Origin of the sequence: Clostridium sp. K04 (assembly GCF_019734375.1) — a bacterium.
Classification (GTDB): Bacteria; Bacillota; Clostridia; order Clostridiales; family Clostridiaceae; genus Clostridium; species Clostridium saudiense.
Genome location: NZ_JAASHD010000019.1, coordinates 1 through 23,370 on the forward strand (window position 1 = coordinate 1; position 23,370 = coordinate 23,370).

A 23,370-nucleotide genomic window follows, 5' to 3' on the forward strand; every position below is an offset into this window, starting at 1 on the left:
TTAGTGTATAAAATTTTGAACAATTAAAAAGGAGTTGTATTCAGACTGAATTTATTAATTCAATCTGATACAGCTCCTTTTTTATTTTACAAATTCATTTAATATTTTAATAGCTTCTTCCGTTCTTTCAGAGCTAATAGCAACTGTTAATATAGTATTCTCTGGAAAGCTGATATTATCTAAAAGATTAAGCTTGTCTACTTTTAATCCATAAATATGCTCATTGCCATCAGAATCTTTAGATCTAACTAAATCATCTTTACTAAAGCTTAGTGAGTTAAATCCATCTAAAGTAGTTAAATCTGCTAGCATATTGTTAGAAGTAAAGTAATTGAAATAGTTTTCATTTAAGAAAAGTAAATCAATTTCATTTGCAGCTAGTTTAACAGCAAATGCTTGTGTAGTGGTAGGGTCATCGCCATAATTAGAATTTGGGTCTATAGTCATTGAATCAATAAAAATAGAGGTTTTTTTATTATCATCTAAAAGCTTTTCATTTAATGTATCTTTTAATTCTGTTAATTGAGATGTATCCATATTAGAACTAAGATAAGTTAAATTGCAATAAGTATCTTGTTTTGTATACATTGAATATCCTATGTAACATACGATTATTATTGCGGCTATAGTACCGAAGATAGGAAGTTTGTAATAATCAAATATAAATTCTAGTTTTTTCTTTCCTTTTAATGTATTGTATTTTTCTTTTGTAGATATTTCTGAATCTAATCTAGGTTTGATTTTTTTATCATTCATTGTTATTCTCCTTTTATATACCATATTATATTTATTTTAAGAAAAAAATACAAAAAAAGCAATTGATATAAATCTTAAAAATTGGTAAACATTAAGAAAGATAATGCTAATCATTAAATAATCAAATAGTTAAATAATAGAAATGTATTGTAATTAATAATATAATTAAATTGTTAATATTAATTCATCAAATAAGGAATATTAAAAAAGAGTAGTAATAATTATGAGGTGATAAGATGAAAGATATAAAAAAAGTGCTTTTACCGGAAATTGAAGAGTTTAGAAAAGTCGGTCATAAGTTTGTAAATGGAGAAATATCTGTAATGGATTTTAAAGGTCAATCAGGCGGTATGGGTGTATATGCTCATCGTGGTGGAAAAGAATTTATGATTAGACTTAGAATACCATCAGGGATAATTACTATGCCTCAATTTAAATTAATATGTGATTGGGCAGATAAATATAAATTAGGAGGATTACATTTTACTACGCGTCAAGCTATTCAATATCATGGTATTTCAATTGATGATGTATGTAATTTAATGAATGATGCATTAGAAAATGATATATATACAAGAGGTGCAGGTGGGAATTTCCCAAGAAATGTTGCGTTATCTCCATTGTCTGGAGTAGATAAGGATGAAGCATTTGATCCTACTCCATATGCTTTAGCAACTGGTGAATATTTTATGGAAAGAATAACTACTTACAAATTACCTAGAAAGCTTAAAGTATCTTTTTCAAATGGTTCAAGTGATACAGCACATTGTACAATACAAGATTTAGGTTTCTTAGCTGTTAGGAAAGATGGAAAAGATTATTTTAGAGTGTATTTAGGAGGCGGTCTTGGAAGAAATCCTAAGGTTGCATTATTATATCCTGAATTAATTGAACCATCTGAAGTTTTAAATTATGTAGAAGCAATGGTTAGATTATTTAAAGCTGAAGGAAATTATGAAAATAAAGCTAAAGCTCGTATAAGATATATTGTTGACAAATTAGGGGAAGAAGGTTTTATTTCTGAATATAAAAAATATGTAGATGAAGTAAAATCAGAGTGTAATTATAAGGTTGATTGTAAGGCTACAGAATATAATAAAGCTGGAATAAAAACTAATATCTCAAATAGTAGATTAGTAGAACAAAAGCAATGTGGTTTATACAGTGTATATGTACATCCAGTAGGCGGACAAATTAAAGTAAATGACTTAAAGGCGATATATGAAACTTTAAGTAAATTTGATAATCCAGAAATAAGACTATCAATGACTGAAGGTGTGTATTTTAGAAATTTAAATGGAAAAGAAGCAGAAGAGTTATTAGAGTTAACTAAACATATTGGAGGTTCAAATGATTTTGAATATAGTGTTTCATGTATAGGGGTACCTACATGTCAAATAGGTATAGCTGAAAGCCAAGCTGCTTTAAGTGAAGTACTATCTTATGTTAAAGAAAAAATTTCTAATACGGATTTATTACCTAAACTACATTTTTCAGGATGTGGAAACTCTTGTGGGGTTCACCAAATTAGTGAAATAGGATTCACTGGTAAAAAGAAAAGAATCAATGATGTTGTACAAGAAGCTTATGAAATTTATGTAAATGGAAACTGTGTAGAAGGAGAAACAAGACTTGGTAAAGCTTATGGTGATATAGCTAGAAAAGATATACCAATGTTCATTTGTGAGCTAGGTAATAAATTAAATGAAGCTAATATAGCATTTGGTGATTATATAAATAGCAATGAAGATGAATTTAAAGCTTTAGTAGAAAAATATAATTGCTAATCAATATTTTAAGTATAAATTTATAAATTGAATTATAATATTGAGATGAGTGCTTAGCTTTATATCAAGGTTATAATTCATTGTCTAGAGGCTAGTATATTCTTAACTTTAACATAAATATATATAAATTAATTAATAATGTTTGGCCATTAGATAAGATATTATGTTTAAAATCTACAATATATCTATTAATAATAGATATATTGTGGATTTTTATTTTAAATAATATAATGTCATAAAGTTGTGATAAGTAATTTAGTTGAAATAAAAGAAATTATCTGTATAATTAATCTATGAACTTAATGAATGATTTGGAGTGAACATAATTATGAGAATGAGAAGAAAGCCTTGGGCAAGACCAGAATTAGAAGGATGTAATTTTTTTATACAAAAGCCAAGTGAATATAAAGGAAGATGGAAAGAGTTTTTTAAAAATGATAACCCAATTTATATGGAGTTAGGTTGTGGAAAAGGAACATTTATGGCAGTTCATGGTTCACAAAATCCAGATATTAATTATATAACAGTTGATATAAAGGATGAAGTTTTAGTTTTAGCTAAAAGAAATATTGAAGCAGCTTATGAAAAGGTAGGACATGAAATTAATAATGTGGCCTTAATGTCTCAGGAAATATTATTAATAGATGAAATGTTAGATGAAAAAGATGTAATAGAAAGAATATACATAAACTTCTGTAATCCATGGCCAAAGGATAGACATAAGAAAAGAAGATTAACACATACAAGACAGCTAGAAAAGTATAAGAAGTTTTTAAAACATGGAGCAGAAATTTGGTTTAAAACAGATGATGATGAATTATTTGAAGAATCACTTGAATACTTTAAAGAATCAAATTTAGAAATTAAATATATTACATATGATTTACATTCTAGTGGATTTGAAGGAAATGTTACTACTGAACATGAAGAAATGTTTACAGCTCAAGGTATAAAAACTAAGTTTTTAATAGCAGAATACAAATAAAAAATACTCAAAGGTTTTAGTGCTGTGAAATACTAAAATCTTTGAGTATTTTTGTTAAAGAAAATTAAATAGTTTAATCAGAAAGTTTTAATTATTAAAAGAGGTGAAGGTGTTTTTTTATTTATATTTCTTACTAATCAATTTATCTAAGTAGATAGACTTAAATTGTTTACTTGCAAGGGCTTGCTTTATTGGATTAGCATTTAAAATAGTTGATAAAACAGAGGCCATAAATCTATGACTGGCAAAAGCTTGATTATCAAAAATTAAATTTTGAAGATTTCCTTTTTCAATAGCTTGAATAATAACTCGGTGAGTAGTGTTTGCGGGAGTTAATATTCTTTGTGATCTAGTCTTTAGTTTTATTGCTTTAGTAGGACAATTTCGAACACATACACCGCAACCTAAACAGATACTTTCATCAATACTTGCTTTTTTGTTTTTTAATGATATTACTTCAATTGGACATATTTTAGTACATTTGCCACAACCAATACAAGAATCATTGTTAACGTATGGAAGGAAGTTAGTAGTTGCTATTGGGTGTAAAGCACCATATTTTTTTACAGCCTTTAAACCTTCGCAACAACAGCAACAACAATTACACAAAAAGCCAATTTCATTTCTAACATTTTCTCCACATTGAACTAAATTATTTTCATAACACATATTTAAAATATCTATACATTCTGATGAATCAATTTTCCTTCCATAACCATTTTTTATTAATGAATAAGCTGTTGAATCAAATGTTAAACAAGTGTCCATAGGCTTACTACAATCTTTACCTAAGTGATGCATTTTATGCCTACAATAACACATGCTTAAAGAAATATGTTTTGCATTTTTTATTAAATAGGTGGCACGTTCGTAATCTAAAATATATAGTGAGTTTTCAGGAGTTGGTGTTGAAGCTATGGTTTCTGGTAAAATATCTTCTGATATAAGAACTCGACCAAATCTAGTTTCTGTTCCTAGAAATAAATCTTTAATAAAATCTTCTTCTACATTGAGATATTGATAAAAGAGTTTAGACAGTAATTTTTGATCAATATCACCACGGACTCTCATAAGTGCAAATTCGAAAAAACCTGCCATTGGAGGTGGAATTACAAATTTTCTTTCACCATTATATTCCGTATCTAAAATTAAAGCCTTACTAGCCAAAGATTCAAGCATAAATTCAGCCTCTGAAAGGGATACATTCCAAATTTTACTTGCCATGGAAATATTGAAAGGTCTAATTGGAAGTTTAGCTACTAGTGCAGCTTCTTCTTCAGTATATAAAACACTTAAGATTTTATAAAGTGTTTCAGAGGGTGGAACACCTTGAGGGAATTTGTTTAATCTATCTTCTAAAGATTTAAAGGCTTCTTTAGCAACTATATGTGACAAGTTAATAACCTCCTAACTTAATAATTATTATAAAATTTTACCATAATATAAATAAAACTGTAACTATTAGGTATATAAAAAGATTAAATTGAAAAATATATATAAGTAATAAAAAATTAAATGTATTTAATTTATAACAACTTTATTATCAGTTAAGTATATGTAAACGAAAGTATTTTTTTATAAATAAAATAATTAAATGGAGATACTAATTATATATTAATATTTATTAGAAAAATTTATTGAAAAGATATCTAGGGGTTTTGAATTAAATATTTATTATGTGTATACTTATGCAGTTATATGTTTTTTTTTTGTAAATAATAAGAGTTGGTGGTAAATTATGATATATTATATTATTATGATAGTTTTTTCACCTTTTACAGCTATTATACCAGCTGTATTTGCTGTGAATTTATTGATTAAAGGAAAGATAAAAGTAGAAATGAATTATTGGAATATAGGGTTGTTCTGTTTGTTTATATATTCTATGGTTAGTGGAATAGTAAATAAAAGTATTTTATCTTTTATAGCATCATTTGGTTTCTTATTGTATTTTGCATTATGTATATTTGCTCAGAATTATTTTGTTAAAGTAAGTAGAATTAATACAGTATTAAAAACAACGGTATATTTGAGCACTATTGCTGCTATAGGAGGCATTATAGAAAAAATAGCATTTACATTAGTTGGAATGCCAGAACATAGGATTTTTAGTTCCTTTGGAAATCCTAATATGACAGGTGCATGGTTTGGTAATATAATTTTAATAATATTTTATCTTAAAGGTACAAAAAAGGATAAAAGTGAAGGGGTAACTTATAATATTATAATTGTTTTAATAGTGATAGCATTGATGTTAACGGAATCATCAGGTGCTTTTATAGCATTAGTAGGTGGAATATTTATATATTACTTGATGAAGGAAAAAAAAGATTTTAAAGGATTAATTGCTATTTCTATAACAGTAAGTATATTGGCAATTTTATTTATGACAGTTCAGAATAAAGTTGCAAAAACAACGCCTATAGGAGAAATTGTAACATCATTTAATTCAAGGGTTGGAATATGGAAAGGTGCAATTCAGATGTTTTTAGTAAAACCAATTTTAGGGTGGGGTTTGCTTGGAACATTTGAACATGGATCAAATTTTATTTTTAAAGATGATCCTACTTTACAAAATAAAATTATTTCATTTTTAATTCATCCACATAATTTATGGCTTGCTTTTTTAGTTGGTGTAGGTGTAGTAGGATTAGGAATTTATTTATATGTGAAACTAAATTTATATAGAGATATGATAAAATTATATAAGCAGCATAATAAGTTGTTACCGTTAATTGCATCTATAAATGCTATGGTAATTATTCAAGGAATTGTTGATTGTACATTATATGCACCACAGTTAGGGATAATATTTGTATGTACAGGAGCAATTACGTATAATATGGCTAATGATAAAATGATAAGAAAAGCTAGGTTCATAAAAAGTAAGAAAAGTAATAAAGATATTGTTGCTTGAAAAGGATAAATAGTGGATAACTATAAATAAATAATTCATAGTTATCCTTTTTCTATATAAAATTCTATAGACTTTATGTAAACATATGTGTAAAATATAGTATTAGTCAAAGAGAAAAGATTTGAAAGGATGATTCATAGATGGATGGAACATGGATAGAGGTTAGAGTAATAACTAAGAGTGAGGCATTAGAACCAATATCAGGAATATTTTATAGCTTAGATTGCAAAGGGGTTGCAATAGAAGATCCAGAGGATATTTTAGGAAGAGAACAAGGACCATTAACTTGGGATTTTGCAGATATAAATGTTTTAGAACATAAAGGAAAGGTTGCAGTTGTAAAAGCTTATTTTGCAGAAGAAGATAATATTGAAGATGTTTTAGAGTATGTTAATGAAAGATTAACAGAGCTTAAAGAAATGGGTCTTGACTTAGGTGAAGCTAAGGTTGAGCATGAAAAAATGCATGAAGAAGATTGGGCAAATACATGGAAACAATATTATAAGCCTACAAAGGTTGGAGAAAAAATAGTAGTTAAACCTATTTGGGAAGAATATGAAGCTAAAGATGGTGAATTAGTAGTTGATTTAGATCCAGGAATGGCTTTTGGTACAGGTACACATGAAACTACTAGAATGTGTATTCAATCATTAGAAAAGTATGTTAAAGAAGATAGTACTGTATTTGATGTTGGATGTGGTTCTGGAATATTAGCGATTGCAGCTGCAAAATTAGGAGCTAAATTAGCTGTAGGAGTAGATTTGGATCCTGTAGCAGTAGAGTCTTCTATTGAGAATGTAGGATATAATAAGTTAAAAAATATAGAAATACTTCATGGAAATTTAGTTGAAGTTATAGATGGAAAAGCAGATATAGTTGTTGCAAATATTTTAGCTGAAATAATTTGTATATTAACTGATGATGTTAAAAGAGTACTTAAAGATGGTGGTGTATTTATTACATCAGGTATAATACATGATAGAGTTGATATGGTTTGTGAGAAGCTTGAAGCAACTGGATTTGAAGTTATGGAAAAAAATAGAGATGGTGAATGGAACTGTATAGTTGCCAAGTTAAAATAGTTTTTAGGAGAGAATAAAATAATGCATAAATTTTTTACTCCAAAAGAATTAATTAATGGAGATGTAGCTAAAATCATAGGTGATGATGTAAAGCATATATATAAAGTGCTTAGAATTTCAGAAGGTGAAAAAGTAGTATTAAATAACTGTGAGGGAGCAGAATATTTAGCGAAAGTTACAAATGTAAGTAAACAAGAGGTGTTACTTGAAATAATAGAAAAGCTTGACTTAAATAATGAAAGTGATATTAAAATTTATTTATTTCAAGGGCTTCCAAAGTCTCAAAAGATGGATTTGATAGTTCAAAAAGGTACAGAATTAGGGATAACAGAGTTTATACCAACAATTACTCATAGAGTAGATGTTAAATTAAAAGGTGAGTTTAAAAAATTAGATAGATTAAATAGAATTGCACTTGAGGCTGCAAAGCAAAGTAAAAGAAGTATTGTTCCAAGAGTAATTGAGCCTTTGGAATTTGAAGATGTATTAGGAAAAATAAATGACTTAGATTTATTTATAGTTCCTTACGAAAATGCAGAAAATTTTGGTGTTAAGACTTTAATAAATAAAATCAGAAGTGAAGAAAAGGCTAGCGATATAAAAAGTGTTGGAATATTTGTAGGGCCAGAAGGCGGAATTGAAGAAGAAGAAATAGAAAAGCTAAAAGAAAAAGGTGCTCATATAGTAACCCTTGGAAAAAGAATATTAAGGACTGAAACGGCTGGGTTTGTTGCAACAGCGTTAATACAATATGAGCTAAGTGATTTAGGAGGAAATGATTAATGAAAGTTGCATTTGCTACATTAGGTTGTAGAGTTAATGTGTATGAGTCAGAAGCTATGGCTGAAAAATTCATTAGAGAAGGATATGAAGTTGTAGATTTTAATGAATTTTCAGATGTGTATGTAATAAATACTTGTACAGTTACTAATATGGGAGATAAAAAATCTAGACAGATAATAAGTAGAGCTAGAAGAACAAATCCAGATGCAATAATTGCAGCAGTTGGATGTTACTCTCAAATGGCACCAAAAGAAGTTTCTGAAATACCTGGAGTAGATGTAGTTTTAGGTACGAGAAATAAGGGCGATGTAGTATATTACGTTAATAAAGCTAAAGATGAAGGGCAACCACAGGTTCACGTACAACCAGTACTTCAAAATAAAAAGTTCGAAGATTTAAAAATCGAAGATTATCAAGATAAAACAAGAGCATTTTTAAAAATTCAAGATGGATGTAATAGATTTTGCACATACTGCACAATACCTTATGCAAGAGGTTCTGTTTGCTCAAAGGATCCTGATAAGGTGTTATCAGAGGTTAGAGAACTTGCAGCTCATGGATTTAAGGAAATAATACTTTCAGGAATACATACAGCTTCTTATGGATTAGACTTAGAGGGTAATATAAATTTAATTAACATAATAGAAGAAATAGAAAAGATTGATGGAATAGAAAGAATAAGAATAGGATCTATTGAACCTGCATTCTTTACTGATGAAGTAGTTGAAAAGATTAAAGGATTTAAAAAATTATGTCCACACTTCCATTTATCTCTTCAAAGTGGATGTGATGCAACACTAAAGAGAATGAATAGAAGATATACTGCTGAAGAATATGAAGCATCAGTTAATATGTTAAGAAAAACATTACCTGATGTATCTATTTCAACAGATGTAATTGTTGGATTCCCAGGAGAAACAGAAGAGGAATTTAATGAAACATATGAATATTTAAAGAGAATTCATTTAACTAAAACTCATGTATTTAAATATAGCCCAAGAAAGGGAACAAAGGCAGCTGATATGCCAAACCAATTAGATGGAACTGTTAAAGAAATGAGAAGTAAGGCATTAATAGAATTAAATGATATTAATGAACATGCATTTACAGAAAAGTTCATTGGAAGAGTAATGGACGTATTAATAGAAAAAGAAGTTAAAGATAAGCCAGATTTCTACGAAGGATATACAAGGAACTATATTAAAGTTATAGTACATTGCATGTCAGCTAATATTACTGGTAAAATAGTAGATGTTAAGATAGAAGAAGCTGTAAAAGATTATGCTATAGCAAGCATGGTTTAGGATAGTTAAGAGTTAGGAGTGTATAGTTAATAGTTCATTTTAACTATTAACTATTAGCTATTAACTGGTTAAAAGGGAAACTCCTTCTCTTGAAATCGAAGGAGTAACTTCAATTAGACAAATTGAAAATTTGGAGTTTCAGTTAAAGGAGGTGAGTTTATGGGAGATTGTTTATTTTGTAAAATAGTAGCAGGTGAAATACCATCAAAAAAAATATATGAAGATGATAAGGTCTTAGCTTTTTATGATATAAGTCCAGCTGCTCCTGTTCATTTTTTAGTTATACCTAAAGAGCATATAAGTAGTGCTAATGAATTGGATGAAAAAAATTCCAATATAGTTTCACACATATTCATGGTTATCAATAAAATAGTAAGGGAACTAAATATTGCTGATTCAGGCTACAGAATTGTCAATAATTGTGGAGCAGATGGCGGTCAAACAGTAAATCACTTACATTTTCATGTTTTAGGTGCACGTGAATTGAAATGGCCACCGGGTTAATAGAAAAATAGTATAAATAATATTGACATTTTCGTAATAATTATTGTATAATACAATATGTGTTATTAAGCCCGTAGCTGAGTTAAAGATACTAATTTGAGCTAGCGGAGGGAGGGATAATAGATGTCAGAAATCAAAGTTGGAGAAAACGAAACACTAGAAAGTGCATTAAGAAGATTTAAGAGAAAATGCGCAAGAGCTGGGGTTCTTTCAGAAGTTAGAAAGAGAGAACATTATGAAAAACCAAGTGTTAAGAGAAAGAAAAAATCAGAAGCTGCAAGAAAGAGAAAATTCAAGTAGTTTTTAATTTTTAAAAACGGTATTTAAGTATGCCAACAATAAGAGAAGGCTGCAAGAAAACCGAAAAATATTAAATTTTAAAGTGATTTTAGAATTAATTTTAGAGGTATATATTCTGCATATTGCTAGTAAAAAGACCTGCGGTGTTACGCTTGAGGACGATAAGGTTATAGAGATATTAGCAAAAGAAGTCAAGCAATGTAATTTAATGCTTGAATTTGAAAAGGGAAATAGACAGGATTCTATAAAAGAGGATAAATCTTAATTTGGAATCTTGCTAGGTTACCTTCCTCAGCAATTAAGTGAAGAAGATATTTTACGAATTGTAAAAGAACAGCTACAGAATTGGGTGCATATAGCATGTAAGACATGGGTAAACTTATGTCAGCAGTTAGACCAAAGGTTGTAGATAGAGCAGATGAGAATCTTGTAAGTCAAATTGTTAAAGAGTATTTAAATAGTAAATATAAAAAAAGAACTCAATGTAAATTGAGTTCTTTTTTTTTATTTTTGTGATTTTCTTTAAAATTAAATCATAAGGTACAATGAGAGAGTATTTGAAAAAGGGGAGAAGTTATGGAAAAGAAGTTTAATAGAGGAAAAGAGATGTTAGTAGAAAAACTAGATCTTCCTAAAGATGTGATTTTAGATGTACCAAAGATTATTGTTATAGGAAGAAATGAAATAACTATAGAAAATCACAAAGGAATAATGGTATTTGAAAAAGATAGGATAAAGATTAATACTAATATGTCACCTATAGAAATAAAGGGCAATAGTTTTGAAATATTGTATATAGCATCAGCTACAATAACTATTAAAGGTTATTTTGATTCAATTGAATATGTGAGGTGAATGATAAATGGCTTTTGATAAGATAAAAAAGGGAAAAATATTAGTTGAAATTAAAATCGTAAATACCGAAAGATTATTAAATGTATTTTGGAGTAAAAATATAAGAGTATATAAAATAAAAAGAAAAGATGCAGCAACACTAGTATTAGAAATAGATTATTTGGATTATGCTAAAGTTAGGGAGATTGTTGTAAATTTAGGTGGCAGAATAAATATTATAAAAAGTAATGGGTTTGTATTTTTTTTAGGTGGTATCAAAAAAAGAATGTCATTAGCAATTGGATCTGTACTTTTTTTAGGAATAATATTTTATTTATCTACTTACATATGGTCTATAGAAGTAGAAGTTCAAAAAAATATTCCTCCATTTGAAATTAGAAAAGAATTAAGTGAAATAGGAATAAAGCCTGGGATATCTAAAGATTCTATTGATGTAAAAGAGATAGAAAAGAAATTAGAAAATATGAGCAATGAAATATTGTGGCTTAGAGTAAGGATTGAAGGTTCTACATTAAAAGTTACAGTTGAGGAAAAGATTAATCCTCCACAAGCTGAAAATTATGAATATGGGAATCTTGTAGCCACTAGAGAAGGAGAAATAAAGAGAGTATATACATTTGCTGGAAGAAGTGCTGTGAAAGCAGGTCAATTAGTAAAAGCAGGTGATGTTATAATTGAAGGTATTGATGGGGCTGAAGGTGGGGAATATATTTTGCCGCCAAGAGGAATAGTGATTGCAAATACGTTTTATGAAAAATCTATAAATGTAAAAGTTAGTGGTACTTCTTTAGAAAGAAGTGGAAGAAAAGATAGTGATATTTATATATCTATTTTTGGTAAGAAAATATACTTGAAAAAGGCTATAAAAGATTTTGAACAATATGATAAAATAGAAAAGAGTGGAAAAATATTTAATAAGGTGTTATATTATGAGAGAGTAGAGAAAGAAATTAATTTATCTCAAGATGAGGCAATTGAAAATTCGGTTAAAGAATTAGAAAACTCATTGTTAAATGATTTAAATAGAGATGCAAAGATAGTTGATAAATTAATAGATAATGAAATGCAGGATGAAGAGAATTTATTAGTAAAGGTAGTATTTGTTGTAGAGCAAAACATAGTTAGTGAAGAAACCGTAGGCTATTAAAATTAGGGGAAGATGAGAAGGTGAACTAAATGAAAGATAAAAGTGATGTTTTAAAAAAGGCGCATATGGATAAGTGGAAAAGAATATTTTTATTTACTATTACAGCTATTTTCATTTATTTTATAATGTTGACCGTTGTCACACCAAAGAGATATAAATTAAATGAAGGTGATATTGCAACAGTAGATATTAAAGCACCACGAGATATAATTGATGAAGAAGCTACTAAAGCTAAGGAACAAGAGGTTACGGCAAAGGTAGAAAAAAAATTTACACTTAAAAATGAAATTAAAATAGAAGCAAGTGAGAATATAAAAAGCTTTTTTGATAAGTTAATTAATTTGAAGAGTAATGATATAGACGAAAAAAGTAAGATAAGTGAGTTGAAAAAAATAGATGCATTTAAGCTTTCAGATGCAGAGTATAAAACTTTGCTAGATTTAAATGTAGATAAGGACACAGAATTACAATGGATAGCATTAACTGCTATAGATAAGGGTTATGAAAAGCAAATAGAAGAAGATAATAGCGAGGATATAGCAGAAGCAAAAACAATTGTTGATGATTATTTATCGAGTCAAGAGTTAGAGTCAAATATTGAAGTTATTTTAAGAGAAATGTGTGAAAGTCAAATTAAAGCTAATTATTTTTTTGATCAGTCTAAAACTGACGAAGCTGTAAAAGAAGCATTAAAAAGTGTTTCTAAGGTGATGATTAAAAAGAATCAAACTATTGTTAAAGAAGGAGAGCCGATTACTCAGCAACAAATAAATATTTTGACAGAACTAGGCCTTGTAGGAGAGGATTTAAGTAAAGATTATATTTATACTTATATAATATTAGCCTTTTTTGTTTTATTTGTATTAGGAATGCAGTATATGTATCTAAAAAAAGAAAAGAAAGAAATCTTAATAGATACAAAATTAGTATTTTTAATTTTATTATTAAATTTATTATCAGTAATTTCGGCAAGAGTATTTACGTTTGTATCATTATTTATAATACCAATAGCTTGTGCTCCTATACTTATGACTGTATTTTTAGATTCAAAGATTTCTATTGTAATAAATTCTTTAAATTTATTGTTTGTAGCAGTTATTGTTGGATTTGATCCACAGGTGATTTTGATTGGGATTGTATCAACTATAGTATCGTCAACTACATTGAAGAAAGTTAGTCAAAGAAATGATATACTATATTCAACTGTTTATGTAGCAGCTGCTGTTGCTGTTGTAATTTTATCTAGTGGAATACTTTTATCTAATAATATAAAACAAATATTATTGGATGTGATATTAGCTGTATTTGGAGCATTTATTTCAGGAATTCTAGCAATGGGGTTATTACCATTTTTAGAATCAAGCTTTAGTTTAGTTACTAATATGAAGTTATTAGAATTGTCTAATCCTAATAATCCATTATTAAAGAGATTATTAATGGAAGCACCAGGAACATATCATCATAGTGTAATGGTAGCTAATTTGGCTGAAGTTGCAGCGGAAGAGGTAGGAGCTAATCCTATGTTAGTTAGGGTAGGAGCCTATTATCATGATGTAGGAAAAATCAAAAGGCCATTTTTCTTTGGAGAAAATCAATTAGGAGGTACAAATCCTCATGATAAAATTTCACCAACATTAAGTACTACAATAATAATTTCACATGTTAAGGATGGTTTAGAGTTAGCTAAGGAATATGATATTCCTAAGGTAGTAAGTGATATGATTGTTCAGCACCATGGAACTACATTAGTAAAGTATTTTTATTATACTTTAAAAAATAGTAGTGAGAATCCAGATGAGATAAGAGAGGAAGATTTTAGATATCCAGGACCAAAACCTCAAAGTAAAGAAGCTGCAATTATTATGATGGCAGACAGTGTTGAAGCTGCTGTAAGATCAATTCAAGAACCAACATTAGAGAAAATTGAAGATATGGTAAATAATATTGTTAAGGATAAAATGAACTCTAATCAATTAAATGAGTGTGATTTAACATTTAGAGAACTAGAAGTTATTAAAGCTTGTTTCTTAAGAGTTTTAAAAGGTATTTATCATCATAGGATAGAATATCCAACTGAAAAGGGGAAAGAGTAAAAAGGGAGGGAAACCTCCCTTTTTATATAAGTTGCGAAGTTCAAATAAAAGACGTATAATGAATAAACGCAAGCAATAATAGTACACATATTATATGATAAGTATAAGGAAGGGAGAAAGTATGTTATATACTGATAATAGACAAAATTCAATTGAGGTAACAGATGACTTAATTAATATTATTAATGAAGTGTGTGATGTGGCATTAAAAGATGAAGAAGTTACAATCCCATATCAAATTTCACTTTTGTTTGTAGATAATAATGAAATAAGAGAAATAAATAATGAAACGAGAGGGATAGATAAAGTAACGGATGTATTATCTTTTCCTATGCTAGATTATCCTGAAAATATGGTATTTAAAAATGTTTATAAAAATAAAAAATTTAATGAAATATATTTAGATGGAGAAGAATTAGTACTAGGTGATATGGTTTTATCATTAGAAAGAGCTAAAGAACAAAGTATAGAATATAATCATTCTTTTGAGAGAGAGGTTTGTTATTTAGTAGTACATTCAATACTTCATTTATTAGGATATGATCACATGAATGATGAAGATAAAGCTAAAATGAGAACTAGGGAAGAAGAGATATTAGGTAAATTAAATATAAAGAGATAGATATGGTAAGAGGGTGAATTTATGGAGATGAAAAAGTTGTTAGAGAGCTTTAATCATGCAATTAATGGGGTAATTGATGCTGTTAGAACACAAAGGAATATGAAAATACATATTGTAGCTTCAATAGGAGTACTTATAGCATGTTTTTTCTTTGATATTTCTAAGGCAGAATTTTTAGCATTAGCAATTACAATTACAATGGTAATTAGTGCTGAACTTGTAAATACAGCAGTAGAAGCTGCTGTAGATTTAAATACTAATTATTATCACCCATTAGCAAAGGTGGCTAAAAACACTGCGGCAGGAGCTGTATTGGTAACAGCAATAAATGCATTGTTAGTAGGATATATTGTGTTTTGGGATAAATTATCGAATTTTTCTTATGAGGTAGTATATAAGATTAAACATTCAGAGCCATATATGATTTTTATTGCGTTAGTAATAGTTATATTAGCAGTATTAATAATTAAGGCTATATTTGGTGAAGGTACACCCCTTAAAGGAGGAATGCCAAGTGGGCATAGTGCATTGGCATTTTCAATATCAACAGCTATTTCGCTTATAACTGAAAAACCTATTTGTATTATATTAGCTTATTTAATGGCATTTATTACAGCTCAAAGTAGGGTTGATTCAGAAGTTCATACTGTTTTTGAAGTAATTGTTGGTGGTGTGTTAGGAATTTTATTAACATTATTAATATTTACTATATTTAAATTATAAAGTTAGTTATAAATATTTAGTTTTTATGAGATATTAAAATTAATATATATGATATACTATTTAAATGGAGGAATAAGAATGGAATATAGAGAATTAATTTTAAGTGCATTAGAAGCAAGGGAAAAAGCTTATTGTCCATATTCAAATTTTAAGGTAGGTGCTGCTGTACTTTTTGAGGATGGAAAAATATATGATGGAAGTAATATTGAAAATGCTTCTTTTGGTGGAACAAATTGTGCTGAAAGAACAGCTATTTTTAAAGGTGTTCATGAAGGGAATAGAGAAATTCAGGCTATAGCAGTAGTTGGTGATATAAAAGCATATACTTATCCGTGTGGAATATGCAGACAGGTCATTGCTGAATTTGCTAAAGATGAAAAGATACCAGTAATAATTATAAAGAATGAAAATGACTATATAGTGAAAACTTTTGAAGAAATACTTCCAGGTGTTTTTTCGAAGAAGGACTTAAAAGGCTAGGAGGATAAAATGTTTAAATCAGGATTTGTAACAATAGTAGGAAGACCAAATGTAGGAAAATCTACATTATTAAATGAAATAATGGGGGAAAAATTATCAATAGTATCTAATAAACCTCAAACAACAAGAAATAATATTCAAACTATATTAACTGGGGATGATTATCAGTTAGTTTTCGTAGATACTCCAGGTATACATAAGCCTAAACATAAATTAGGTGAATATATGGTGAATTCAGCTAAAGATTCAATAAAAGAAGTAGATTTAGTATTGTTTTTAGTTAATCCATGTGAAGAAATTGGTAGAGGAGATAAGTTTATATTAGAAGCTTTAAAAGCTCAAAAGGCACCAGTTTTCTTAGTTGTAAATAAGGTTGATGAAAATTCACATGATAAGGTTGCAAAAACTTTAGAAATGTTTTCTAAGGAATATAATTTTGAAGAATTAATACCAATATCAGCACTAAAGGGGAAAAATGTTGATTCATTAGTAAAATTAATGGTTGATAAAATGCCAGAAGGACCACAATACTATCCAGAAGATATGATTACTGATGTTCAAGAAAGATTTATTGTAGCTGAAATTGTAAGAGAAAAAGCTTTAAAGAACTTAAGAGATGAGGTACCTCATGGAATAGCTGTTGATGTTATTCAAATGAAACAAAACGAGAAAGGTACATATCATATTGAGGTAGACTTGATTTGTGAAAAAGATTCACATAAAGGAATAATAATAGGTAAAAACGGAGCAAGTTTAAAGAAGATAGGTGAAACTTCAAGATATGAAATAGAAAGATTCCTTCGTGCTAAAATTAATTTAAAGATTTGGGTTAAGGTAAGAAAGGAATGGAGAGATAACGGACTTCTACTTAGAGAATTAGGATATAAAAAAAATAAGTAGATAGGAGTTGATTATTCTGTCTATTACAAAAACTAAAGGTGTAATAATTAAATCGATAGATTATAAAGAAAATGATAAGCTAATTTGGGCATATTGTGAAGAGTTAGGGAAAATAACATTCATAGCAAGAGGTGCTAAGAAAAGTAAAAGTAAAAACTTAGCACTTACATTACCATTATGTTTTGCAGATTATATATTTTTCAAGGGAAGAAATTTATATAATTTACAAGAAGGAAGAATTATAAATTCATTTCAAGGATTGTTAGATAATTTAGATAAATTAACATATTCATCATATATTTGTGAATTAATAGATATTTGTGTACAAGAAGGAGAAGTAAATAAAAACTTATTTAGAGATTTCATCACATGCATATATTTATTAAATACAGATGCTATGGAGTATGAATTATTAATAAGAGCTTTTGAACTAAGATTGCTTAATGCTACTGGATACGGTTTGCAATTTGATAAGTGTTCTATATGTAAAAAAGCAATTAATACAAGTGATTATATTTCTTTGTCATATTTTGGTGGAGTTTGTGATACATGTAATAAAGAACATGGAATATATATATCAAGGGCGGGATATAATGCTCTTAGATTTTTAAGTAATACACCAATGGATAAGATATATAGACTAAATGTTACAAAAGAGGTTAAGCAACAAATTGAAAAAGTAACAACGTTTATAATTAATTCAAATTACTCAAGAAAGCCTAAAAGTTTAGAAATGTTAAAATATATAAAGGAGTAGAGAGAGTATGGATATTACATTGGAAAAAGTTGATAAAGTAAAGGAAAGAACTGGAGTTAGCTATAGTGAAGCAAAGGAAGCATTAGAAATATCTAATGGAAGTGTTTTAGATGCAATAATATTTTTAGAAGAAAAATCTAAAAATAATGCAAATAATAATGAAAATATGGAATATAACAAGAAAACTGAAACTATAGATGAATTAAAGGTTTGGTTAAAAGATTTAATAAACAAAGGGAATGTTACTAGAATTAAAGTAAGTAAGGATGGGAAAAAGTTAGTTGATGTACCAGTAAATGCAGGAATAGCAGCAGGAGTTATTGCTATTGTTATTCCACCTATACTAGCATTTGTAGTTGTTGCAGCCGTAGTTACACAAGTAACTATAGAAATAACTAAAGCTGATGGAAGTGTTGAAGTAGTTAACAAATATATTTCTGCAGCTGTAAATGAGGCAAAAGATAAAGCAAGTGATTTTGCAGATAAGGTAAAAGAAAAAGTGCAAGATGTTAATATCGATAGTATTAAAATGCATGGAAAAGGTAATGCCAAAGAAGAGGATGATAGTAACACATTTACTTATACCGTAAATTTTGATGATGAAGATGATAAAAAATAGCAAATCGAAGAAAAACAAAGATATAATATAGATAATTAGAAAAGAATGGGAATATTCAAACGAAATGAAAGAATTTTCTTAAAATTAGGTATAGTAAAAAGATTATAAAATGTTATAATTATACTGTAAATAGAAAAAATTCTTAATTGTCTGAATATTCCTTTAATAGTCGAAAAGAGGGGTAGCATTGAAGTTTACAAACAGACAAGAGGAAATAATTAAAATAGTTAAAGCCGGTGAGCCGGTTACAAGTGAAGCGATAGCTGAAAAGCTAGGCGTAACAAGAGCAGCTTTAAGAGCTGATTTAGCGATACTTACAATGACTGGTACTTTAGATGCTAGACCAAAAGTAGGTTATGTTTATTTAGGTAAAAAGGTTGACGGGGACATATTAGAAAATATATCCAAAATAAGGGTGGGAGACATTATGTCAAAGCCTGTAACCGTTAACGATGCTACGACGGTTTATGATGCAATTGTTCATTTATTTTTACATGATGTAGGAACACTATTTGTTGAGAGTAATGGTAATTTGGTTGGTGCAGCTTCTAGAAAGGATTTCTTAAAGATTGCGATAGGGGGAACTGATATACATAAGGTCCCAGTTGGAGTAATCATGACTAGAATGCCTAATATAATTTATGGTTCACCAGATGATAGTGCTTATTCTTTAGCAAAGAAAATAATAGAACATGAAATTGATAGTATACCGATAGTAGAGAAATCTTGCGATTCAGACGATGGAAAGTTTAATTTAAAAATAGTGGGTAAAATTTCTAAGACTAACATAACTAAGTTATTTGTTAATCTAGGAGAGGCAAAGTAAATTAAAGGGTAACTACAAGATTATAATCTTGTTAGTATATATTTATTGTATGAACGGAGGAGTATTGAGATGGAGAATAAAAAGTATGTTTATCTTTTCAGTGAAGGTGACGGGTCAATGAGAAACCTTCTTGGAGGTAAAGGGGCAAATTTAGCAGAAATGACTAGAATAGGGATTCCAGTTCCTCAAGGATTTATAGTTACAACTGAAGCTTGTAACAAGTATTACGAGGATGGAAAACAAATTACAGATTCAATTGTAGAAGAGATCCATGCAAACATCAAAGAACTAGAAAGAATAACAGGAAAAGAATTTGGAAGCAACACTAATCCATTATTAGTTTCTGTAAGATCTGGTGCAAGGGTATCAATGCCAGGTATGATGGATACAATATTAAATTTAGGATTAAATGACGTTGCTGTAGAAGCTGTTGCAAAGTCAACAAATAATCCAAGATTTGCTTATGATTCATATAGAAGATTTATTCAAATGTTCTCTGATGTTGTTATGGGAATAGAAAAGAGACTATTTGAAAATTTAATAGATGAAGCTAAAGAAGCAAAAGGTGTTAAATATGACACTGAATTAGATGAAAATGATTTAAAAGAATTAGTTGTAAAGTATAATGAATTATACAAGAAAGAAAAGGGTGAAGACTTCCCACAAAACCCAATAGATCAATTAACAGAAGCTATTACGGCTGTATTTAGATCATGGGATAATCCAAGAGCCATCGTTTATAGAAGATTAAATGATATTCCAGGTGAATGGGGAACTGCTGTTAATGTTCAACAAATGGTTTTTGGTAACAAGGGAGAAACTTCAGGTACTGGTGTTGCATTCTCAAGAAATGCTGCAACAGGTGAAAAAGAAATTTATGGTGAATATTTAATGAATGCACAAGGTGAAGACGTTGTTGCAGGTATTAGAACACCACTTCCAATATCTAAATTAGAAGAACAAAATCCAGCTATATATAAACAATTCATGGATATAGTTCATACTCTTGAAAATCATTATAGAGATATGCAAGATATGGAATTTACTATTGAAGAAGGTAAATTATACTTTTTACAAACAAGAAATGGTAAGAGAACAGCTCAAGCTGCATTAAAGATTGCAGTTGATTTAGTTGAAGAAGGTATGTTAACTAAAGAGGAAGCAATACTTAAAGTTGAACCTAAGCAATTAGACTCTTTATTACATCCAGCTTTTGATGCTAATGAATTGAAAAATGCAAATGCTATAGCTAAGGGCCTTCCAGCATCACCAGGAGCAGCTTGCGGTAAAATTGCATTTACTGCAGAAGAAGCTAAGGAAAGAGCTGAAAAAGGAGAAAAAGTAGTATTAGTAAGACTTGAAACTTCACCAGAAGATATTGAAGGTATGATTGCAGCTGAAGGTATTTTAACTGTAAGAGGTGGTATGACATCTCATGCAGCAGTTGTTGCAAGAGGTATGGGTACTTGCTGTGTTGCAGGTTGTGGAGACTTAAAAGTTAATGAAGAAGCTAGAACTTTAGAAGCTAACGGAAAAGTTTATACTGATGAAGATTATATTTCAATAGATGGATCTACAGGAAATGTATTTGGTGGAGCTATAAAAACAGTTACTCCAGAAATTTCAGGGCACTTTGCAACATTTATGGGATGGGCAGATGATATTAGAAAGCTTAAAGTTAGAACTAATGCAGATAACCCAAGAGATACAAAGCAAGCCGTTGAATTTGGAGCAGAAGGTATAGGACTTTGTAGAACAGAGCATATGTTCTTTGAAGAAGATAGAATTATGTCTATGAGAGAAATGATAGTAGCTAAGAATGAAGAGGAAAGAAGAGCTGCACTTGCTAAATTACTTCCAATGCAAAAGAAAGACTTTATTGGAATGTATGAAGCATTAAAGGGAATGCCAGCTACAATTAGATTTTTAGATCCACCACTACATGAATTCTTACCTCATACTGATGAAGAAATTGCAGATCTTGCAAAAACAATGGGATTAACATTTGATGAACTTAAGGGAACAGTAGAAAGTTTACATGAATTTAATCCTATGATGGGTCATAGAGGTTGTAGATTAGCTGTTTCTTATCCAGAAATTGCTGAAATGCAAACTAGAGCAGTTATTGAAGCTGCAATAGAAGTTAAGAACAATAAGGGATATGATATAGTTCCAGAAATAATGATTCCTTTAGTTGGTGAAGTAAAAGAATTAAAGTTTGTTAAGGATATAGTTGTTAGAACAGCAGAGGAAGTTATGAAAGAAAAGGGAGTTAAATTAGAATACCATGTTGGTACAATGATTGAAATTCCAAGAGCTGCTATAACTGCGGATGAAATAGCTAAGGAAGCTGAATTCTTCTCATTTGGAACAAATGATTTAACACAAATGACATTTGGTTTCTCAAGAGATGATGCTGCTAAATTCTTATCAGATTATTATGAAAGAAAAATATATGAACAAGATCCATTTGCTAAGCTTGATCAAAAAGGCGTTGGGCAATTAGTTAAGATTGCAGCTGAAAAAGGTAGAGCTTCAAGACCAAATATCAAATTAGGTATTTGTGGAGAACATGGAGGAGATCCATCATCAGTTGAATTCTGTCATGATATTGGATTAAATTATGTATCTTGTTCACCATTTAGAGTGCCTGTTGCAAGACTTGCAGCTGCACAAGCACAAGTTAAGAATCCAAGAAATTAAAAATTAAAATAAGAATAAAAATAAAGGAGTGTGAAAACACTCCTTTATTTTTATTCTTAAAATTTTATATCATAGTAACGTTTATATATGTCAATCATATTATTAATATAATCAAGTTGCGCTTCTGAATGATTTAACCCTTTGGTCAATAAAGAAATAAATGAATTTTTATTACACTTATCAATGTTTTTATAGTAATCTCTAGAAATTTTCCAGTATTTTTGAGGAAATGCTAAATAAGCTAAAATATACTTTAAATCTGATTTGCTCAAATTATTATACTTTCTATAAGTATTAAGAATATTAACAGTTAAAGCGGAATTCCAGTTAGTTGTGTTACGCTTAAGTAATCTTCTCAAAAAATAAGAAATATCATGAGCGGAATAATCTATTTTACATTTATCAAAGTCAATAATCCAAACATCATTATTAGATTTATTTATTAATATATTTTTATTTACATAATCACCATGACATAGGGATATACTTAAATCATTATTGTTTATTGATGAAGATATTTCAAGAGATAATTTTGCAAGTGCTAAGTTATTATCAAAGTTTTTTAAATATATTTTAGAAAATTTATCTTTATATGAAAAAGCTAAATTTGCATTTTCTAGGAGTTCATTAAAGTGTTTATTTACAGAAAGATAATAATCTTCTAATCCAATTCTTTTTTCACTACCATCAATTGGGCTGAAGTCTTTAGAACATTTATGTAATTTTGCAAGAGTTTCAATAGACAAATTTAAGTCACTTAGTGAATCAAAATCGCATTTTTCACCTTCAACCCAAGGAGTTAAAATAAAAAGCATACCTTCATAAATAATATATCTGCACTTATCATATGAAGGTAGCAATTTAGGGACCTTGATATTATTTCTATATAACCATTCCATTGCTGAATAAACAAATAGTAAATTCCTTTCATCATAATATACTTTTTTTAAACAATAATTCTTATTATTTGAGCTTATTTTAAATACCGCTCTTTGCTTGTCAGTATCTTTAAATTTAATCATAGTAATATCAGCATTATCTAAAAAAAATTTAGGAAGTATATTTTTCCTTATATTATCAATATCAATGACGTTATTTTCATTGTTCATTATAAATCTCCTTATTAAATTTTCTTATTATAATAATATTATGGAAAATATATAAATATACATAGCTAGGAGAGAGAATAAAATATAATAATGTGATACCTATTATAAAATAGAGGAT

The 23,370-nt window shown here is 28.7% G+C and carries 22 protein-coding genes and 1 pseudogene; 20 read left to right on the top strand and 3 right to left on the bottom strand.

Annotation, left to right across the window (positions count from 1 at the left end):
• Window positions 1-81: 81 nt before the first annotated feature.
• On the bottom strand, window positions 82-756 hold the full coding sequence (locus tag HCG70_RS09290) for a hypothetical protein (RefSeq protein ID WP_042396409.1): 675 nt from the start codon (window positions 754-756) through the stop codon (window positions 82-84).
• Between the two features lie 236 nt (window positions 757-992).
• Between HCG70_RS09290 and HCG70_RS09295 the strand changes: the two genes are divergently transcribed.
• Together HCG70_RS09295 and trmB are read left to right on the top strand one after the other, a co-directional pair.
• Complete coding sequence (locus HCG70_RS09295; protein ID WP_042396407.1) at window positions 993-2,543, top strand: nitrite/sulfite reductase; 1,551 nt, start codon at window positions 993-995, stop codon at window positions 2,541-2,543.
• 328 nt (window positions 2,544-2,871) lie between these two features.
• Window positions 2,872-3,528 (top strand): tRNA (guanosine(46)-N7)-methyltransferase TrmB, encoded by a 657-nt coding sequence (trmB, locus tag HCG70_RS09300; RefSeq protein WP_055275803.1) that lies wholly within the window; start codon window positions 2,872-2,874, stop codon window positions 3,526-3,528.
• Window positions 3,529-3,645: 117 nt separating this feature from the next.
• Here trmB and HCG70_RS09305 read toward each other — a convergent pair whose 3' ends face one another.
• Window positions 3,646-4,923 carry a 4Fe-4S binding protein gene (locus HCG70_RS09305; RefSeq protein ID WP_221697691.1) on the bottom strand — a complete coding sequence of 426 codons (1,278 nt, stop codon included), beginning with the start codon at window positions 4,921-4,923 and terminating at the stop codon, window positions 3,646-3,648.
• Between the two features lie 343 nt (window positions 4,924-5,266).
• Between HCG70_RS09305 and HCG70_RS09310 the strand changes: the two genes are divergently transcribed.
• The 18 genes and pseudogenes from HCG70_RS09310 to ppdK all read left to right on the top strand — a co-directional run bounded on the left by HCG70_RS09310 (window position 5,267) and on the right by ppdK (window position 22,143).
• Entirely contained in the window at window positions 5,267-6,445 is a 1,179-nt protein-coding gene (locus HCG70_RS09310) for an O-antigen ligase (RefSeq protein WP_042396401.1), read from the top strand.
• Between the two features lie 140 nt (window positions 6,446-6,585).
• On the top strand, window positions 6,586-7,527 hold the full coding sequence (gene prmA, locus HCG70_RS09315; protein ID WP_042396398.1) for a 50S ribosomal protein L11 methyltransferase: 942 nt from the start codon (window positions 6,586-6,588) through the stop codon (window positions 7,525-7,527).
• A gap of 21 nt (window positions 7,528-7,548) precedes the next feature.
• Window positions 7,549-8,310 (top strand): 16S rRNA (uracil(1498)-N(3))-methyltransferase, encoded by a 762-nt coding sequence (locus tag HCG70_RS09320; RefSeq protein ID WP_042396396.1) that lies wholly within the window; start codon window positions 7,549-7,551, stop codon window positions 8,308-8,310.
• Window positions 8,310-9,614: a tRNA (N(6)-L-threonylcarbamoyladenosine(37)-C(2))-methylthiotransferase MtaB gene (gene mtaB / locus HCG70_RS09325; RefSeq protein WP_042396395.1), complete on the top strand. Its 1,305-nt coding sequence runs from the start codon at window positions 8,310-8,312 to the stop codon at window positions 9,612-9,614. Before HCG70_RS09320 ends, mtaB begins: the two co-directional genes overlap by 1 nt.
• Window positions 9,615-9,773: 159 nt before the next feature.
• Complete coding sequence (locus tag HCG70_RS09330; protein ID WP_042396394.1) at window positions 9,774-10,118, top strand: histidine triad nucleotide-binding protein; 345 nt, start codon at window positions 9,774-9,776, stop codon at window positions 10,116-10,118.
• A gap of 123 nt (window positions 10,119-10,241) precedes the next feature.
• Entirely contained in the window at window positions 10,242-10,418 is a 177-nt protein-coding gene (rpsU, locus tag HCG70_RS09335; RefSeq protein ID WP_003441547.1) for a 30S ribosomal protein S21, read from the top strand.
• Between the two features lie 82 nt (window positions 10,419-10,500).
• A pseudogene (locus HCG70_RS09340) lies at window positions 10,501-10,934 on the top strand (GatB/YqeY domain-containing protein).
• Window positions 10,935-10,994: 60 nt separating this feature from the next.
• Window positions 10,995-11,273, top strand: coding sequence for a sporulation protein YqfC (yqfC, locus tag HCG70_RS09345; protein WP_042396392.1), 279 nt, complete (start codon window positions 10,995-10,997; stop codon window positions 11,271-11,273).
• Between the two features lie 7 nt (window positions 11,274-11,280).
• Window positions 11,281-12,420: a sporulation protein YqfD gene (gene yqfD / locus HCG70_RS09350; protein ID WP_042396390.1), complete on the top strand. Its 1,140-nt coding sequence runs from the start codon at window positions 11,281-11,283 to the stop codon at window positions 12,418-12,420.
• Between the two features lie 29 nt (window positions 12,421-12,449).
• The gene (locus tag HCG70_RS09355) at window positions 12,450-14,513 is read left to right on the top strand and encodes an HD family phosphohydrolase (protein WP_221697692.1); all 2,064 of its coding nucleotides are present in this window, start codon (window positions 12,450-12,452) and stop codon (window positions 14,511-14,513) included.
• A 121-nt stretch (window positions 14,514-14,634) separates the two neighbouring features.
• A complete protein-coding gene (gene ybeY, locus HCG70_RS09360) occupies window positions 14,635-15,135 on the top strand; it encodes an rRNA maturation RNase YbeY (RefSeq protein WP_042396387.1) in 501 nt (166 codons plus the stop codon).
• 21 nt (window positions 15,136-15,156) lie between these two features.
• Window positions 15,157-15,858, top strand: coding sequence for a diacylglycerol kinase (locus HCG70_RS09365; protein WP_042396386.1), 702 nt, complete (start codon window positions 15,157-15,159; stop codon window positions 15,856-15,858).
• A 78-nt stretch (window positions 15,859-15,936) separates the two neighbouring features.
• Window positions 15,937-16,338 (top strand): cytidine deaminase, encoded by a 402-nt coding sequence (locus HCG70_RS09370; protein WP_042396384.1) that lies wholly within the window; start codon window positions 15,937-15,939, stop codon window positions 16,336-16,338.
• 9 nt (window positions 16,339-16,347) lie between these two features.
• On the top strand, window positions 16,348-17,238 hold the full coding sequence (gene era, locus HCG70_RS09375; RefSeq protein WP_042396383.1) for a GTPase Era: 891 nt from the start codon (window positions 16,348-16,350) through the stop codon (window positions 17,236-17,238).
• 7 nt (window positions 17,239-17,245) lie between these two features.
• The gene (recO, locus tag HCG70_RS09380) at window positions 17,246-17,995 is read left to right on the top strand and encodes a DNA repair protein RecO (protein WP_042396381.1); all 750 of its coding nucleotides are present in this window, start codon (window positions 17,246-17,248) and stop codon (window positions 17,993-17,995) included.
• A gap of 7 nt (window positions 17,996-18,002) precedes the next feature.
• The gene (locus tag HCG70_RS09385; protein WP_042396380.1) at window positions 18,003-18,614 is read left to right on the top strand and encodes a DUF4342 domain-containing protein; all 612 of its coding nucleotides are present in this window, start codon (window positions 18,003-18,005) and stop codon (window positions 18,612-18,614) included.
• A 187-nt stretch (window positions 18,615-18,801) separates the two neighbouring features.
• Window positions 18,802-19,440 (top strand): helix-turn-helix transcriptional regulator, encoded by a 639-nt coding sequence (locus HCG70_RS09390; protein WP_042396378.1) that lies wholly within the window; start codon window positions 18,802-18,804, stop codon window positions 19,438-19,440.
• 69 nt (window positions 19,441-19,509) lie between these two features.
• Window positions 19,510-22,143 (top strand): pyruvate, phosphate dikinase, encoded by a 2,634-nt coding sequence (gene ppdK / locus HCG70_RS09395; RefSeq protein WP_221697693.1) that lies wholly within the window; start codon window positions 19,510-19,512, stop codon window positions 22,141-22,143.
• 56 nt (window positions 22,144-22,199) lie between these two features.
• Here the strand turns inward: ppdK and HCG70_RS09400 are convergent, their stop codons facing one another.
• Window positions 22,200-23,252 (bottom strand): CotS family spore coat protein, encoded by a 1,053-nt coding sequence (locus HCG70_RS09400; RefSeq protein ID WP_042396375.1) that lies wholly within the window; start codon window positions 23,250-23,252, stop codon window positions 22,200-22,202.
• Window positions 23,253-23,370: the final 118 nt, after the last annotated feature.